The organism is Haemophilus sp. SZY H8 (genome assembly GCF_018829755.1).
Lineage (GTDB): Bacteria > Pseudomonadota > Gammaproteobacteria > Enterobacterales > Pasteurellaceae > Haemophilus > Haemophilus haemolyticus_K.
The window spans coordinates 336,382-353,302 of the sequence record NZ_JAHKJY010000002.1 but is presented as its reverse complement, the minus strand read 5'-3'; the positions used below and the strand labels follow the sequence as shown (position 1 = coordinate 353,302).

Annotated in this window: 18 protein-coding genes; 17 read left to right on the top strand and 1 reads right to left on the bottom strand. The window is 38.9% G+C overall.

Features of this window, described 5'->3' with window-relative positions; all coding sequences use genetic code 11:
* Positions 1-85: 85 nt before the first annotated feature.
* The 13 genes from uppS (at position 86) to KKW16_RS04725 (ending at position 12,374) form a co-directional block, all read left to right on the top strand.
* Positions 86-805, top strand: coding sequence for a polyprenyl diphosphate synthase (gene uppS, locus KKW16_RS04785; protein WP_111407648.1), 720 nt, complete (start codon positions 86-88; stop codon positions 803-805).
* Between the two features lie 21 nt (positions 806-826).
* Positions 827-1,693: a phosphatidate cytidylyltransferase gene (locus KKW16_RS04780; RefSeq protein WP_215767986.1), complete on the top strand. Its 867-nt coding sequence runs from the start codon at positions 827-829 to the stop codon at positions 1,691-1,693.
* 9 nt (positions 1,694-1,702) lie between these two features.
* Positions 1,703-3,034 (top strand): sigma E protease regulator RseP, encoded by a 1,332-nt coding sequence (gene rseP / locus KKW16_RS04775; RefSeq protein ID WP_111407646.1) that lies wholly within the window; start codon positions 1,703-1,705, stop codon positions 3,032-3,034.
* A 21-nt stretch (positions 3,035-3,055) separates the two neighbouring features.
* Positions 3,056-5,437 (top strand): outer membrane protein assembly factor BamA, encoded by a 2,382-nt coding sequence (gene bamA, locus KKW16_RS04770; protein ID WP_048952782.1) that lies wholly within the window; start codon positions 3,056-3,058, stop codon positions 5,435-5,437.
* Between the two features lie 105 nt (positions 5,438-5,542).
* Positions 5,543-6,136, top strand: a complete 594-nt coding sequence (locus KKW16_RS04765) for an OmpH/Skp family outer membrane protein (RefSeq protein WP_111407645.1) — start codon at positions 5,543-5,545, stop codon at positions 6,134-6,136.
* Between the two features lie 15 nt (positions 6,137-6,151).
* The gene (gene lpxD / locus KKW16_RS04760; protein WP_111407644.1) at positions 6,152-7,177 is read left to right on the top strand and encodes a UDP-3-O-(3-hydroxymyristoyl)glucosamine N-acyltransferase; all 1,026 of its coding nucleotides are present in this window, start codon (positions 6,152-6,154) and stop codon (positions 7,175-7,177) included.
* A 145-nt stretch (positions 7,178-7,322) separates the two neighbouring features.
* Complete coding sequence (gene fabZ / locus KKW16_RS04755; RefSeq protein WP_065265486.1) at positions 7,323-7,727, top strand: 3-hydroxyacyl-ACP dehydratase FabZ; 405 nt, start codon at positions 7,323-7,325, stop codon at positions 7,725-7,727.
* Between the two features lie 14 nt (positions 7,728-7,741).
* Complete coding sequence (gene lpxA / locus KKW16_RS04750) at positions 7,742-8,530, top strand: acyl-ACP--UDP-N-acetylglucosamine O-acyltransferase (protein ID WP_065265399.1); 789 nt, start codon at positions 7,742-7,744, stop codon at positions 8,528-8,530.
* A 66-nt stretch (positions 8,531-8,596) separates the two neighbouring features.
* Positions 8,597-9,769, top strand: coding sequence for a lipid-A-disaccharide synthase (gene lpxB / locus KKW16_RS04745; protein ID WP_065265398.1), 1,173 nt, complete (start codon positions 8,597-8,599; stop codon positions 9,767-9,769).
* A complete protein-coding gene (gene rnhB / locus KKW16_RS04740) occupies positions 9,762-10,367 on the top strand; it encodes a ribonuclease HII (protein WP_065265397.1) in 606 nt (201 codons plus the stop codon). Before lpxB ends, rnhB begins: the two co-directional genes overlap by 8 nt.
* Positions 10,368-10,394: 27 nt before the next feature.
* Entirely contained in the window at positions 10,395-10,988 is a 594-nt protein-coding gene (mog, locus tag KKW16_RS04735; RefSeq protein ID WP_215767985.1) for a molybdopterin adenylyltransferase, read from the top strand.
* Between the two features lies 1 nt (position 10,989).
* Complete coding sequence (gene glnB / locus KKW16_RS04730; protein WP_005627040.1) at positions 10,990-11,328, top strand: nitrogen regulatory protein P-II; 339 nt, start codon at positions 10,990-10,992, stop codon at positions 11,326-11,328.
* Positions 11,328-12,374 carry an AI-2E family transporter gene (locus tag KKW16_RS04725; protein WP_215767984.1) on the top strand — a complete coding sequence of 349 codons (1,047 nt, stop codon included), beginning with the start codon at positions 11,328-11,330 and terminating at the stop codon, positions 12,372-12,374. Before glnB ends, KKW16_RS04725 begins: the two co-directional genes overlap by 1 nt.
* A gap of 38 nt (positions 12,375-12,412) precedes the next feature.
* Here the strand turns inward: KKW16_RS04725 and priA are convergent, their stop codons facing one another.
* Positions 12,413-14,605: a primosomal protein N' gene (gene priA / locus KKW16_RS04720; RefSeq protein ID WP_215767983.1), complete on the bottom strand. Its 2,193-nt coding sequence runs from the start codon at positions 14,603-14,605 to the stop codon at positions 12,413-12,415.
* Between the two features lie 84 nt (positions 14,606-14,689).
* Here priA and trmB point away from each other — a divergent pair, with 84 nt between their 5' ends.
* The 4 genes from trmB to KKW16_RS04700 all read left to right on the top strand — a co-directional run bounded on the left by trmB (position 14,690) and on the right by KKW16_RS04700 (position 16,917).
* Positions 14,690-15,430 (top strand): tRNA (guanosine(46)-N7)-methyltransferase TrmB, encoded by a 741-nt coding sequence (trmB, locus tag KKW16_RS04715; RefSeq protein ID WP_215767982.1) that lies wholly within the window; start codon positions 14,690-14,692, stop codon positions 15,428-15,430.
* Between the two features lie 117 nt (positions 15,431-15,547).
* Positions 15,548-15,892 carry a YggL family protein gene (locus KKW16_RS04710; protein WP_215767981.1) on the top strand — a complete coding sequence of 115 codons (345 nt, stop codon included), beginning with the start codon at positions 15,548-15,550 and terminating at the stop codon, positions 15,890-15,892.
* A 214-nt stretch (positions 15,893-16,106) separates the two neighbouring features.
* Positions 16,107-16,649, top strand: coding sequence for a ferredoxin-type protein NapF (gene napF / locus KKW16_RS04705; RefSeq protein WP_215767980.1), 543 nt, complete (start codon positions 16,107-16,109; stop codon positions 16,647-16,649).
* Complete coding sequence (locus KKW16_RS04700) at positions 16,639-16,917, top strand: chaperone NapD (RefSeq protein WP_215767979.1); 279 nt, start codon at positions 16,639-16,641, stop codon at positions 16,915-16,917. Before napF ends, KKW16_RS04700 begins: the two co-directional genes overlap by 11 nt.
* The last annotated feature ends 4 nt before the right edge of the window (positions 16,918-16,921 follow it).

Here is a 16,921-nt window from a genome sequence, read left to right as displayed (position 1 = left end):
AGGGCCCGCTAATCCATAGCAAGCAAATACAACTTATGATATAGTTCACAGCCGAATTTATAGGGATCTTTTTATAATAAAAATAATGATAGAACTCGATCAAAACAATATTCCAAAACACGTTGCCATTATTATGGATGGTAATGGTCGGTGGGCTAAACAGAAAAATAAAATGCGTATTTTTGGCCATACCAATGGCGTATCTGCAGTTCGCAGAGCGGTAAGTTATGCTCGCCAAACTGGAGTAAATTTTCTTACACTTTATGCCTTTAGCAGCGAAAATTGGAATCGACCAGAGCAAGAAGTCAGCGCGTTAATGACGCTTTTTATGCAAGCTTTAGATCGCGAAGTAAAAAAATTACATAAAAATAATATTCGCCTGAAAATTATTGGCGATGTATCTCGTTTTAGTGAATCTTTGCAAGAAAAAATTTCAAAAGCGGAAAATTTAACAGAAAAAAATACCGCACTTACGCTCAATATTGCGGCAAATTATGGCGGTTGTTGGGATATTGTACAAGCGACAAAACAACTCGCAGAAAAAGTAAAAAATAATGAAATGAGCGTTGAAGAGATTGATGAAATTGCTTTTCAGCGTCATTTGGTTACACAAGATGAACCACCAGTAGATCTGTTGATTCGTACCAGTGGTGAACAACGAATTAGTAATTTTTTATTATGGCAAATTGCATATGCGGAACTTTATTTTTCCGATGTGCTGTGGCCAGATTTTGATGAGGCGGAATTTAACCGTGCCATCGCCTGTTATCAACAACGTCATCGCCGTTTTGGTGGGACAGAATAATTCAATAAATGGATTAAAATTATGCTTAAACAACGAGTTTTATCTGCCATTGTGTTAATCGCAGCGGTGTTATGTGCGCTATTTTTATTCACGCCTTTTTATTTTGCCCTCGCTTTAGGGGCAGTAGCGACTTTAGGTGTTTGGGAATGGACTCAGTTTGCTCGCCTTAAACAGCCTTTAGCACGTTTTTGTGTTGCTGCTTTTTTAGGTGCTTTTATTTTTTTATGGCTCTACACTGAGAGCAACTATTTAGATGCAGGTCGTGTGTTTGAACAGCATCTTCAGCTTCTATTGATGAACGCTGTTGGTTGGTGGATTTTAGCTTTATTGCTTGTGGTGAGTTATCCTCAATCAGCTAAATTTTGGTCTAAAAATCCTCTTTTACAGCTTTTATTTGCCTTTTCTACTTTAATCCCATTTATAGCGGGGGTATTACGTTTACGTTTAGAACACTATACCCATGATCCTTATCACGGCTTATTTTTATTACTTTACGTGTTTGTGCTTGTTTGGGCAGCTGATTCAGGCGCTTATTTTAGCGGACGCGCATTTGGTAAACGTAAACTTGCGCCAAAAGTTTCACCGGGTAAAAGCTGGGAAGGCGTTGCTGGTGGTTTAATTACTGCGTTAGTGCTTGCTTTTGTGTTTATTCATTTCTTTGGTGATGCTTTAGTTGGTGAGCGAAATATCACTGGATTCGTTATCCTTTCCGTTGCAACAGTTGCAATTTCGGTATTGGGTGATTTAACTGAAAGCATGTTTAAACGTGAGTCTGGTGTGAAAGACAGCAGCCAATTGATTCCTGGTCATGGTGGTGTATTAGATCGTATTGATAGCTTGACTGCCGCGGTACCTTTTTTCAGCTACTTCTATTTCTTTGTGTTATAAGGATTTTGAATGTCATTTTTGTGGTCGCTAGGTTCTTTTATCATTGCTATTGCGGTATTAGTATCCGTTCACGAATATGGTCACTTTTGGGCTGCTAGAAAGTGCGGTATAAAAGTCCATCGTTTTTCAATTGGCTTTGGTAAAGTCATTTGGAAACGTATTGATAAGCATGGTACAGAATTTGCGGTTTCAATGATTCCTTTAGGCGGCTATGTAAAAATGCTTGATGGACGCAATGAAGAGGTTCCAGTTGAACAAAAGCCACAAGCATTTGACAGTAAAAGCGTATTACAACGCGCATTTGTGATTATTGCAGGCCCTTTGGCGAATTTTATTTTCGCGATTTTTGCCTATTGGGTCATCTACCTTTATGGAATGCCAAGTGTTAAACCTGTAATTGAATCGATAACGCCAAGTTCAATCGCTGCACAAGCGCACATTGAACCTAATACACAAATTCTAGCGGTTGATGGCGAAAAAACTCAAGATTGGGAAACCATCAATATGCTACTTGCCACAAAAATGGGGGAGCCTAATGTTGAGATTACCCTTTCTTCTTTTGGTTCCAATATTGAACAACAACGAACTTTAAATCTTACAAATTGGACTTTTGATCCTGAAAAAGAAAGTTCGTTTGAGGCATTAGGCATTATGCCTATGCGTCCTAAAGTGGAAATGGTGCTTTCTAAAGTTGTTCAAGGTTCTCCCGCTGAGAAAGCAGGTTTACAAATCGGTGATAAAATTTTAAAAGAAAATTTAACCGCACTTACTTGGCAAGATTTTATAAAACAGGTCGAACAAGGCGAATCTTTTTCTATTAAAGTTGAACGTAATGGGGAAACGCTTGACAAAATTATCAGTCCAGTGCGTAATCAGAGTGGAAAATGGTTTGTAGGCGTGAGTCCTACTTTTATAAAATTAGGTGATGAGTACCGCACAGAGTTAAAATATGGTATTCTTGAATCAGTTCAAAAAGGTATTGAAAAAACAACTCAGCTTTCTCTTTTAACATTAAAAGTATTAGGAAAACTGATTAGCGGTGATTTGTCATTAAATAATTTAAGTGGGCCAATTTCTATTGCTAAAGGTGCGGGAGCATCATCAAGTATTGGATTCATTTATTTTTTGAGTTTTATGGCATTAGTCAGTGTTAATTTGGGTATTATGAATCTATTTCCATTGCCTGTGTTAGATGGTGGCCATTTGGTTTTTCTTGCAGTTGAAGCAATAAAAGGAAAACCTATTTCTGAACAGGTACAAAATGTCTGTTATCGAATTGGTGCGGCGTTGTTGCTAACATTAACAGCGTTTGCGTTATTTAATGATTTTTTACGTCTATAATTTTTATATAGGATACAGTCGATGAAAAAACTTCTCATAGCAAGTTTATTATTCGGTACAACGGTAAGCGCATTGGCTGCGCCTTTCGTTGCTAAAGAAATTCGTATTGAAGGTGCGCAAGGTGACCTAGAGCAGTCTATTCTTGCAAGTTTGCCTGTGCGAGCAGGACAGCGTGTAACAGATCAAAATGTTGCTAATATTGTTCGCTCGTTATTCGTTAGTGGACAGTTCGATGATGTTAAAGCTCGTCAAGACGGGGATGCGTTAGTTGTCAGTGTGGTTGCAAAACCGATTATTGCGGATGTTCAAGTTAAAGGAAGTTCTGCAATTCCAGCTGATGTAATTAAACAGAATTTAACCCAGAGTGGTATAGCAACTGGTGCGGTACTTAATAGAACAATATTAAATGAGTTTGTTAAAGCCGTTAAAAGAGATGGTTATGAAGCCAAAGGGCGTTATAACGCAAAAGTTGAAGCGATAGTGAATACATTACCGAATAACCGTGCAGAAGTTATTGTTCAAATTGATGAAGATGATACTGCAAAATTAGATTCGGTTACTTTTAATGGAAATGAATCAGTAAGTAGTAGCACACTTCAAGAACAAATGGAATTACAGCCTGATGCTTGGTGGAAATTGTGGGGCAATAAATTTGAAGGTGAGCAATTTGGTAAAGATTTGCAAGCAATTGAAGAGTATTACCATAATAACGGTTATGCAAAAGCGCACATTACCAAGCAAGATGTTCAGCTAAATGATGAAAAAAAACGTGTTACTGTTTCTATTGATATAAATGAAGGGCAGAAATATGATTTACGTGGGGCCCGTATTGTCGGTAATGTTGGCGGTATGGCAACAGAACTTGAGCCTTTACTTTCAAAATTGCATTTAAATGATACTTATCGTCGTAGCGATATTGTTGATGTAGAGAATGCTATCAAAGCAAAATTAGGAGAGCGAGGCTATGGCAGTGCAACGGTTAATTCAGTGCCTGATTTTGATGAAGAAAATAAAACGTTAGCCATCACTTTTGTAGTTGATGCAGGTCGTCGTTTAACGGTTAGAGAGGTTCGTTTTGAAGGTAATACTGTTTCCGCGGATAGCACATTGCGCCAGGAAATGAGACAACAAGAAGGTACTTGGTATAATTCCCAACTTGTTGAATTAGGAAAAGTTCGTTTAGATCGTACGGGCTTTTTTGAAACTGTAGAAAGTAAAATTATCCCAGTTCAAAACAGTTCTGATGAAGTCAATGTTATTTATAAAGTAAAAGAACGTCAAACAGGTAGTATCAATTTTGGTATTGGTTATGGTACAGAAAGTGGTATTAGTTATCAGGCAAGTGTTAAACAAGATAACTTTTTGGGTACTGGTGCGGCAGTAAGCCTTGGTGGAACCAAAAATGATTATGGCACAAGCCTTAATCTTGGTTATACAGAGCCTTATTTTACTAAGGATGGTGTAAGCCTTGGTGGTAACGTATTCTTTGAAAATTATGATAATTCAAAAAGTGAGACTTCATCTACTTATAAACGTACTACCTATGGTGGAAACCTTACTTTAGGCTTCCCTGTTAACGAAAATAATTCATATTATATGGGTTTAGGCTACACCTATAATAAGATTAGTAATTTTGCGAGAGAATATAATCGTGATTTGTATCTATCATCAATGAATTTTAACGGGAACTCTATTAAAACAGATGATTTCGATTTTTCATTTGGATGGAACTATAACAGTCTGAATAGAGGTTATTTCCCTACAGAAGGGGTAAAAGCAACGCTTGGCGGCCGTGTTACGGTACCTGGTTCTGATAACAAATATTATAAATTAAGTGCAGATATCCAGGGATTCTATCCACTCGATCGAGATCATCGTTGGGTTATTTCTGCAAAAGCATCAGCGGGTTATGCGAATGGGTTTGGTAATAAACGTTTACCGTTTTATCAAACTTATACCGCAGGTGGTATTGGTTCATTGCGTGGCTTTGCTTATGGCGCAATAGGGCCTAATGCTATCTACTATCGAAATGATGCTTCAGGACGTCATCCAGAATGGGTTCCAAGTACCGATGTCGTTGGTGGTAATGCGATTACAACAGCAAGTGCTGAATTAATTGTGCCAACACCATTTGTCGGAGATAAGGGGCAAAATTCGGTGAGAACATCTTTATTTGTAGATGCAGCAAGTGTGTGGAATACTAAATGGAAAGCTGAGGATAAGGCTAAATTTGCTAATTTGCCAGATTATAGTTCACCTAGTCGTATTCGAGCATCTGCTGGTGTAGGTTTCCAATGGCAATCACCAATTGGACCGTTGGTTTTCTCTTACGCAAAACCGATTAAGAAATATGAATATGATGATGTAGAACAATTCCAATTTAGTATTGGTGGTTCATTTTAATAAATTGAACTTTTTGTTGTATCATCATTCAAAGAAAACGTTCTATGCTAAATTTATTTTAGTGTAGAAAGTATTAATAACTCATTGTTTAAGGAAATTTATAAAATGAAAAATGTTGTAAAAGTAACCGCACTTGCATTAGGTATTGCACTTGCTTCTGGCTACGCTGCTGCTGAGGAAAAAATTGCTTTCATTAATGCAGGTTATGTTTTCCAAAACCATCCAGATCGTCAAGCTGTTGCAGATAAATTAGATGCAGAATTTAAACCTGTTGCTGATAAATTAGCTGCAAGCAAAAAAGAAATTGATGATAAAATTGTTGCAGCACGTAAAAAAGTAGAAGCAAAAGCAGCTGCATTAGAAAAAGATGCGGCACGTTTAAGTAAAGCTGATATTCAAAAACGTCAAGATGAAATTAATAAACTCGCTTCTTCTGAAGACGCTTCATTACAAAAATTGATGCAAGAACAAGATAAAAAAGTGGCTGAATTTCAAGCTCAAAATGAAAAACGTCAAGCTGAAGAGCGTGGTAAATTGCTAGATAGTATTCAAACTGCAACAAATAATTATGCAAAAGCAAATGGTTATAGCTATGTGCTTGATGCAAATTCAGTCGTATTTGCAGTAGAGGGTAAAGACATTAGTGATGCTGTGTTAAAAACAATTCCTGCAACACAAAAAACAGAAGAGAAAAAATAATAGGCTTTATTAATCATGTTAAAAACCTATTCTTTACAAGAATTGGCAACTCAAATCGGCGCTACCGTTCGCGGTAACGCCGATGTCGTTGTAGAAAATATCGCTCCTCTTGATAAGGCTCAATGTCATCAGCTTACCTTTATTTCTAATGCAAAGTTCCGTTCTTTATTAAAAGATTCTAAGGCTGGTATCTTGGTTGTATCCGAAGCAGATGTAGAGTTTTGTTCACCTGAAAGCAATTTATTAATCGTAAAAGATCCTTATGTTGCCTATGCCATTTTAGCCCAATATATGGATACTACACCTAAAGCAGCTCAAGGTATTGCACCTAGCGCGGTAGTCTCTGGTCATGCATCTTTGGGAGAGAATGTCTCCATCGGTGCAAATACTGTTATTGAAGATGGCGTTGTTCTTGGCGATAACGTTATTATTGGTGCAAATTGCTTTGTGGGTAAAAATACAAAAATCGGTGCGAATACACAGCTTTGGGCAAATGTAAGTATCTATCATGATGTAGAAATTGGTATAAATTGTTTAATTCAATCGGGTGCAGTGATTGGTAGCGATGGTTTTGGTTATGCAAATGATCGTGGACGTTGGATTAAAATTCCACAAGTTGGTCAGGTAATTATTGGTAATAATGTTGAAATAGGTGCTTGCACTTGTATTGATCGTGGTGCTTTAGATGCAACTGTTATTGAGGATAATGTTATTATTGATAATCTTTGTCAAATTGCCCATAACGTACATATTGGTACCGGCACCGCGGTTGCGGGAGGGGTCATTATGGCTGGAAGCTTAACAGTTGGGCGGTATTGCTTAATTGGTGGTGCGAGTGTAATCAATGGTCATATGGAAATCTGCGATAAGGTAACTATTACAGGTATGGGAATGGTGATGCGTCCAATTACTGAGCCTGGCGTCTATTCATCTGGTATTCCATTGCAAACGAACAAAGCATGGCGTAAAACTGCGGCATTAACTTTGGGAATTGATGAAATAAATAAACGTGTGAAAGCGTTAGAGAAGAAGATTAATTAATTTATTGTAGAGCGCACCAACTTTTATGGTGCGTTTTATTTTTAGCCGTAAATATCGTATAATTCGAGAGATTTTATTTGTTTATTTTTTGTAAGGTGTCAACGTGTCAGAACAACAATCAAGAGTGATCGAATCAAAAGAAATTATGACTTTATTACCACATCGCTATCCATTTTTATTAGTGGATCGCGTATTGGATTTTAAAGAAGGCGAATGGTTAAAAGCGATTAAAAATATCAGCGTCAATGAGCCTTGTTTCACAGGTCACTTCCCTGGCGAACCTATTTTACCGGGCGTTTTAATTTTAGAAGCTTTGGCACAGGCAATGGGCATTTTAGCCTTTAAAACTCACGAATTAAAAGGCGGTGAATTATTCTATTTCGCAGGTATTGATGAAGCGCGCTTTAAACGCCCGGTGTTACCTGGAGATCAAATGGAATTAAACGTTCAAGTGATTAAAGAACGCCGTGGCATCACTGCATTTACTGGTGTTGCAACCGTAAACGGTGAAATTTCTTGTGAAGCAAAACTAATGTGCGCTCGTCGTTAATTAAGGGGGTAAATATGATCCACCCAAATGCAAAAATCCATCCTACAGCCTTAGTTGAAGAAGGCTCAGTTATTGGTGAAGGTGTTGTTATTGGGCCTTTCTGTATTGTTGAAGGCACCGTTGAAATTAAAGCTCGCACTGTATTGAAATCTCACGTTGTCGTACGTGGTGATACGGTTATTGGCGAAGATAACGAAATCTATCAATTCGCTAGCATTGGTGAGGTGAACCAAGATTTAAAATATAACGGCGAAGCAACTAAAACTATTATTGGTAATGGCAACCGAATTCGTGAACATGTGACAATCCATCGTGGAACCATCCAAGGCGGTGGCGTAACCTCTATTGGCAATAACAATTTATTAATGGTGAATGTTCACGTTGCACACGATTGCCAAATTAAAAACAACTGTATTTTAGCAAACAATGCAACGCTTGCAGGTCACGTAGAATTAGATGATTTCGTCATTGTTGGTGGCATGTCAGCAATTCACCAATTTGTGATCGTTGGCGCACACGTCATGTTAGGCGGCGGTTCTATGGTAAGCCAAGATGTACCTCCTTACGTTATGGCACAAGGCAACCACGCCCGTCCATTTGGCGTAAACTTAGAAGGTTTAAAACGTCGTGGTTTTGATAAACCAACCATGCACGCAATCCGTAACGTTTATAAGATGATCTATCGTAGCGGCAAAACGCTCGAAGAAGTATTGCCAGAAATTGAGCAAATTGCGGAAACCGATTCAGCAATTAGTTTCTTTGTTGAATTTTTCAAACGTTCAACTCGCGGTATTATTCGTTAATAAAGTATCTCTGTTTTCAACCGCACTTTGCACACCAAGGTGCGGTTATTTTTTAGGATAAATTTGATGAACAAAACAAATCCAACCATTGCTCTTGTTGCAGGAGAAGTATCTGGTGATATTCTCGGTGCTGGTTTAATTCGCCAGCTCAAAGCTCATTATCCTAATGCTCGCTTTATTGGCATTGCTGGCCCAAGAATGTTGGCTGAAGGCTGTGAGACGCTTGTCGATATGGAAGAGCTTTCAGTCATGGGGTTGGCTGAAATTTTGAAACATCTTCCTCGTCTGTTGAAAATTCGCAAAAATGTCATTCAAACCATGTTGCAAGAAAAACCTGATGTTTACATCGGCATTGATGCACCTGATTTTAATTTGGATGTAGAACTCAAGCTCAAAGCAAACGGAATTAAAACTATTCATTACGTAAGCCCCTCTGTATGGGCGTGGCGTCAAAATCGCATTCACAAAATTGCCAAAGCGACTCATCAAGTTCTTGCCTTTTTGCCTTTTGAGAAAGCCTTTTACGATAAATTTAATGTGCCTTGCCGTTTTATTGGACACACAATGGCAGATGCTATTCCGCTCAAACCAAACCGTGTCGAAGCTTGCCAAATGCTACAGCTTGATCCCGCAAAGCGCTATTTAGCTATCTTAGTTGGAAGTCGTGGTTCAGAAGTGGAGTTTTTGACTGAGCCTTTCTTGAAAACCGCTTTATTGTTAAAAGAACAATTTCCTGATTTACAATTCCTAGTCCCTTTGGTGAACGAAAAACGACGAATTCAATTTGAAGCTATTAAAGCTAAAATTGCGCCAAACCTAGACCTGCATTTAATTGATGGCAATGCACGACAAGCAATGATCGTAGCTGATGCAACACTTCTTGCTTCAGGAACAGCAGCGCTTGAAGCAATGCTTTGTAAATCCCCTATGGTGGTTGGCTATAGAATGAAACCACTGACCTATTTCTTAGCAAAACGTTTAGTGAAAACCGATTATATTTCTTTACCAAACTTACTTGCGAATGAAATGCTCGTTCCTGAAATGATTCAAGAAGAATGCACGCCAGAATTGCTCGCTGAAAAACTATCTGCTTATCTTTCTGATGATGAAAGTGCAGTAAAAAATCGCCATGTTTTAATTCAGCACTTCATAGATTTACACCAAAAAATTCAATGCAATGCCGATAAGCAAGCGGCTCAAGCAGTCATTGATTTATTAGAAGGAACAGAAAATGTTTGAATATCCACAAGGCTATGAATTGATCGCTGGCGTTGATGAAGTTGGGCGAGGCCCTCTAGTTGGGGCTGTTGTCACGGCAGCCGTTATTTTAGATCCGAATAAGCCAATTGAAGGCCTCGCTGATTCTAAAAAACTTTCTGAGAAAAAACGTTTAGCCCTTGCTGAAGAAATCAAAGAAAAAGCTCTTGCTTGGGCATTAGGTCGAGCTGAAGCTAACGAAATTGACGAGATAAATATCCTGCAAGCCTCCTTATTAGCAATGACTCGAGCAGTAAAATCTTTAAAAATTCAACCGCACTTTGTGTTGGTTGATGGCAATAAGATCCCAAAAGATTTAGATATTCCAGCGCAAGCCGTCGTAAAAGGCGATAGCCTTGTGGCGGAAATCAGTGCAGCCTCTATTTTGGCGAAAGTGGCACGAGACCAAGAAATGGAAGAATTAGACAAGCAATATCCAGAATACGCTTTCGCCCAGCATAAAGGCTATCCAACCAAATTACATTTAGAAAAATTAGCTGAACTTGGCGTGTTACCGCAACATCGTCGTAGTTTTACACCTGTTAAAAAGGTATTGGAAACTAAATTTACTGATAAATAGATATATACACTTAAAATAAGGAAAAATATGACCGCACTTTTAAAAATTGGTTTGGTGTCTGTTTCTGATCGTGCATCAGCAGGCGTATATCAAGATCAAGGTATTCCAGAATTACAGGCTTGGTTAGAACAAGCGCTTGTCGATCCTTTCCATTTGGAAACAAGATTAATCCCCGATGAGCAGTCAGTTATTGAACAAACATTAAAAGAGCTAGTGGATGAACAAGGTTGCCATTTAGTGCTGACAACCGGTGGAACAGGGCCCGCAAAACGCGATGTAACGCCTGATGCTACCCTTGCGGTAGCAGATCGAGAAATGCCGGGTTTTGGCGAACAAATGCGTCAAGTGAGTTTGCATTTTGTGCCTACCGCAATTTTATCCCGCCAAGTGGGCGTAATTCGTAAGGAAAGCCTAATTTTAAATCTTCCGGGGCAGCCTAAAGCGATTAAAGAAACCTTGGAAGGCGTGAAAGATAAAGAGGGAAATGTGCTTGTAAAAGGCATTTTCAGCGCGGTGCCTTATTGTTTGCAATTGATTAACGGCTTATATATTGATACCAAGCCTGAAATCATCGAAAGTTTCCGGCCTAAATCCGCAAGACGTGAAAATCTGGAGAAATAACATGAAAAAAATCGAAGCAATGATCAAACCGTTTAAATTAGACGATGTGCGCGAAAGTCTTTCAGATATTGGTATTTCAGGTATGACAATCACGGAAGTACGCGGATTTGGTCGCCAAAAAGGCCATACGGAACTTTATCGTGGAGCGGAATATATGGTGGACTTTCTGCCGAAGGTGAAATTGGAAGTGGTAGTTCCTGATGAGCTTGTGGATCAATGTATTGAAGCTATTATTGAAACGGCACAAACGGGCAAAATCGGTGACGGCAAAATTTTTGTTTATAACGTTGAGCGAGCGATCCGTATTCGCACGGGCGAAGAAAATGAGGATGCGATTTAGTGCAAAATAATTTAAATTTACACCGCACTTTGCTTGGCATTGCCTCGGTGATTATTATCTTAGCTGGCGTAAAATTGGCGGCAGAAATTGTGGTGCCATTCTTGCTATCGCTATTTATCGCGATAATTTGCTCACCGATGATTAAGGCGATGACGCAACGCCGAATTCCTCATTGGTTAGCCATTACTTTGCTTTTCGTCTTGATTTCTTTGGTGTTTTTCTTCTTAGTCGGGTTGATTAACAGCACGGCAAGAGAATTTACCCAATCAATTCCACAATATAAAGTTTTGCTTTCACAACGCGTGAGTGATTTAACTGGATTGTTGCAACGTTTCAATCTGCCTTTTACGCTTTCACGTGAAACCATCCAAGAAAATTTTGACCCAAGCATCATTATGAATTTTGTGAGCCGAGTATTGCTGAATTTCTCTGGTGTGGTGAGTAATGTGTTTGTTTTAGTGTTAGTCGTGATTTTTATGCTTGCTGAAGCACCAACGATGAAGCATAAATTTGCTATGGTGATTAGTTCCACTCCTCATGATGCAGCCAAAGAAGAACGCCATATTGATCGCGTTTTACAAGGCGTAATTGGTTATCTTGGCATTAAAAGTATCACGAGCTTGCTTACTGGTGTTGGTATTTTTATTTTGTTGGAAGCCTGTGGGGTTCAATATGCCATTTTGTGGGCAACCTTGAGTTTCTTGCTGAATTATATTCCCAATATTGGTTCTATCATCGCGGCTATTCCGATTATTGTTCAAGCCTTATTACTGAACGGTTTTGGAATTGGCTTTTGCGTGGCAATCGGTGTTATTGCGATCAATATGGTTGTCGGTAACATTATTGAGCCTAAAATGATGGGACAACGATTAGGGCTTTCAACCTTAGTGGTATTCCTTTCATTATTGTTTTGGGGATGGTTACTTGGAACAGTGGGAATGCTACTGTCTGTTCCTTTGACGATGGCATTAAAAATTGCCTTGGAGTCCAGTCCCAATACGGCGAAATATGCCTGTCTATTGGGTGATGTCGAAGATTTCACATAGATTTTATAGAGAAAGTGCGGTGAATTTTCACCGCATTTTTATGATAAGTCTTGCGGATCAACATCCAAAATTAACCGCACTTGGCTGTTTTTTTCAAGTTCGGCTTGTTGATATTCTCTTAATGCTTTTTGCAACGTCATTCTTGAAGGATGCTGCAATAATAACTGCCAGCGATATTGCCCCGCTTTTTTGCTGAATGGTGCAGGCATAGGGCCAAGCATTTGTAATCCTGTGATTTGCTTTGATTGAAAAAAATCTGCAACCTGGCTTAAGCAATTTTCTGCAAGCTCAGAATGTCGAGCCTGTGCTTTGAATAACGCCTGAAAAGTGAAAGGCGGCAATCCCATTGAATGGCGTAATTGTAAGGTTTCTTTTGCAAAAGCTTGGTAGCCATTTGCTAATAACGTGGTAAGCAAAGGATGATCCGGATAATGTGTTTGTATTACGACTTCGCCTTGTTTATCGGCACGTCCAGCACGTCCTGCAACTTGAATATAAAGTTGAGCTAAACGTTCTTCTGCACGAAAATCCAGTGAAAATAATGCGCTATCTACATTCACTAAGGCAACGAGAGTAACATTCGGGAAATGATGTCCTTTCGCCAGCATTTGTGTGCCAATCAAAATTTGGCTTTTGCCTTGTTGAATATCTTCTAAATAACTCTCCAATTTTCCTTTACGCGCAGTGCTATCGCGATCGATTCGCGCTATAGAATAATGAGGAAATAGCGTTTTCAAGGTTTCTTCTAATTGTTCCGTGCCGAGACCTGTAGTGACTAAATGAGTCGAGCCGCAATCACTACATTGTCGAGGAATAGTTTTTTGAGCACCGCAATGATGACAACGCAATACATTTTGATGCTGATGATAGGTATAAGTTTTTTCACAATGAGGGCATTGTGCAATCCAACCACATTCGTGGCAAAGCAATACGGGCGCAAAGCCACGACGATTCAAGAAAAGCAATACTTGATTACCTTTTTCGAGGTGGGCTTTCATTCGTTCCAATAAAGGTTTTGAAAGCCCGTTTTGTATGTTTTGATTTTTCAAATCAATAACAAAATGACGAAGTGCGGTGGAATTCCCCGCTCTTTTTGATAAAACTAAATGTTGGTATTTGCCGTTTTGTACATTATTAATGCTTTCTAAACTTGGCGTGGCAGAACCCATTAATACAGCAATATTTAGTTTTTGAGCCAGCACAATCGCCAAGTCTCGCGCGTGGTAACGCCAGCTGTCTTGCTGTTTGTAAGACGAGTCGTGTTCTTCGTCCAAAATAATTGCACCAAGATTAGAAAATTGCGTGAACAATGCCGATCTCGTGCCAATCACAATGGCACTTTGTCCCGAACGCGCACGATCCCATACATAAAGCCGTTGCGTATCGGTTAAATTAGAATGCAGCACATCAATTTCAACATTGAAACGCGCTTTGAAACGGTGCACTGTTTGTGGTGTTAGGCCGATTTCGGGTACAAGCACTAATACTTGCTTACCCGATTTTAAAATTTCTTCAATATACTGCAGATAAATTTCCGTTTTTCCAGAACCTGTTACCCCATCGAGCAGCCATACATTGAAGCCAGAATGAAAGAGCAGTTGGCTGAAGGCTAAGGCCTGTTGCTTATTTAAGGTTAAGCGATTTTCAGCATTGACAATTTGGTTATCGCCTAAGCTTTGTTGCCAGCTTAGGGGCTTTGTTTGGATAGTAATTTCCTCAATAAACCCTTTGGCTTTTAAGGCTGACCAAATCGCAGAGGAAAAATCATTATTGCCTTTTTCAAGATCTATTTCAGATAAGCATTGTAGGGCTTCAACTTGCTTTTTCGAGCGTTTTAACAGGCCTTGTTCAAGCGCATTTTTCCCCACATCTGTAATTCGCCGAAAAGTGCGGTCATTTTTCGCCGCACTTTCGCCGTTGCGTAATTTCACAGGCAAGGCTTGAAATAACACATCGCCTAATCCAGCTTGATAATAATTTGCTGCCCAATGCAGCCAATCCCAATAAATAGGGGTAAAGAGCGGTGCTAAATCTAATGGTTGAAGAATGGCTTTGAGCTTATCCTCTGGCACGTCCGATTTTGTCGGAAAATCAGCCACAAGCGCTATGCGTTTTTGCGTACCAAAAGGCACAAGAACACGTGTGCCGATTTGTAATGAAACATCATCGGGGACGAGATAATCAAATAAACGAGGAAGTGGCACAGCCAGTGCCACCCGGACAATTTTCATAATCAACCTTGGGAAAAAATTTGCCCTATTATACGAGAAAAACGTGTATAATCGCCCCCAATTTTTTTCACGAACAAGATTTTTATGACACAAACTTTTGCTGATCAAAAACGTAAAACCGTTGAAACCGCAGAATTTACCGAAGATGGCCGCTATAAACGCAAAGTCCGTAGTTTTGTGCTCCGCACTGGTCGTTTGAGCGAATTTCAGAAAAACATGATGAATGATAACTGGAGAACACTTGGTTTAGACTATCAAACGGAACCTTTTGATTTTGCGAAGATTTATGGCAATGATAATCCAGTTGTATTAGAAATTGGCTTTGGAATGGGAAAATCGCTCGTGGATATGGCTTTTGCTAATCCTGACAAAAATTACCTTGGCATTGAAGTTCATACTCCAGGCGTTGGTGCTTGTATTGCTTATGCAGTGGAAAAATGCGTAACGAATTTACGCGTGATTTGTCATGATGCCACGGAAATTTTACGTGACAGTATTGCTGATGGTGCGCTTGGCGGTTTGCAGTTATTTTTCCCTGATCCTTGGCATAAAGCAAAGCATCATAAACGTCGTATTGTTCAACCGCACTTTGTGACACAAGTTGTGCAAAAATTAGGTGGAAATGGTTTTATCCATATGGCTACAGACTGGGAAAATTATGCAGAGCAAATGCTAGAAGTATTAAGCGCAAACACCGATTTAGTGAATACCTCGAAAGATGGTGATTATATTCCAAGACCAGATTTTAGACCTTTAACTAAATTTGAAGCCAGAGGCCACAGACTTGGTCATAGTGTTTGGGATTTATACTTTGTGAAGAAATAAGCCTATTTTGGGCAAATTAACTTTTGGGTGAAGATTGATGTTGGGGAAATCCGATGCCAAATTCATGAATTTAATATAGAATACTGATTTGAATACGACCTTAATAGGAGAAATACCATGTCTAAATCTTACAATCAACGTCAACGCAAAAAACTTCACCTTGCTGAATTCCAAGAACTTGGTTTTCTTGTAAATTTCCAATTTGCAGAAGGTACAGCGATTGAAACTGTAGATGAAATCGTTGATCGTTTTATTAACGAAGTGATTCAACCAAATGGTCTAGCTTATGAAGGTAGCGGGTATTTACATTGGGAAGGTTTAGTTTGCCTAGAAAAAATTGGTAAATGTGATGAAAGCCACCGTGAAACTGTGAAAAAATGGTTAGAAACAAATGGTTTGCGACAAATTGAAGTAAGCGAATTATTTGATATTTGGTGGGAATACCCAGCAAAAGCAGAGTAATTTTATTTAAAAACAGCATGGCATAAATCGCTGTGCTGTTTTATTAAAAATATTAGCGAAATTCACCGCACTTTAGATTTTTTGATCTATCACAAATAAAGCTCAATAATTTAACGATCTACCCATTTTGGGTGGTTCATATTGTAACTGTTGCGTCGCATAATTCTACGCCTTAAAAAAGCATTTGTTTATTTATTCACAAAAGGCACGCTCGATGACCGTTGAAAACTTACCCCGCAGACAATTTTTACGAGGTAAATTTTTAACATCTTTGCATACGAAAACTGAGCAAAAACAAGGCTTTGATGGGATTCGCCCACCTTGGGCTGTCGAAAATTCTATTTTTGTGGAGCAATGTACTCGCTGTGGCGATTGCCTTTCTGTCTGTGAAACCAATATTTTGGTGAAAGGCGATGGAGGCTTTCCTGAAGTTCGTTTTGATAATGGCGAATGTACTTTTTGTGGTAAATGCGTAGATGTGTGTAAACAACCTATTTTTCGTTCTTGTTCTGAGCAACCTTGGAACCATAAAATTGAGATTGGTAAAGATTGTTTAACGGAAAAAAATATAGCTTGTCGTAGTTGTCAAGATAATTGCCCAAAGAACGCAATTAAATTTCGTTGGCAAGCAGGTGGAATAGCCAAGCCTGTATTAGATGTGGATGCTTGTAACGGTTGTGGCGCTTGCATTCAACGTTGTCCTGTTGATGCGATAACTTTGTTTTATCCATCTGACGATAATAAAAATGAAAATTAACGATTTAATAAAAACAGATACAGTTGAGAAATGGCAGGTTTGTGGCATTGTTGTGCAATGTATGGTGTCAAGACTTGGTATAATTCAAAGTGAGCTTTCCAAATTACCTGATACTGAAATTCATGCAGTCAATGAGGAAAATGGTAAAATTGTTGCAGTAATGCAAGCAAATAGTCAGAAAGAATTAGCTAATCGTATGGAATTGGCTAGAGATATTGATGGTGTTATTACGGTTTCGTTAGTTTATCATCAAGTAGAAGATAATTAGTTTT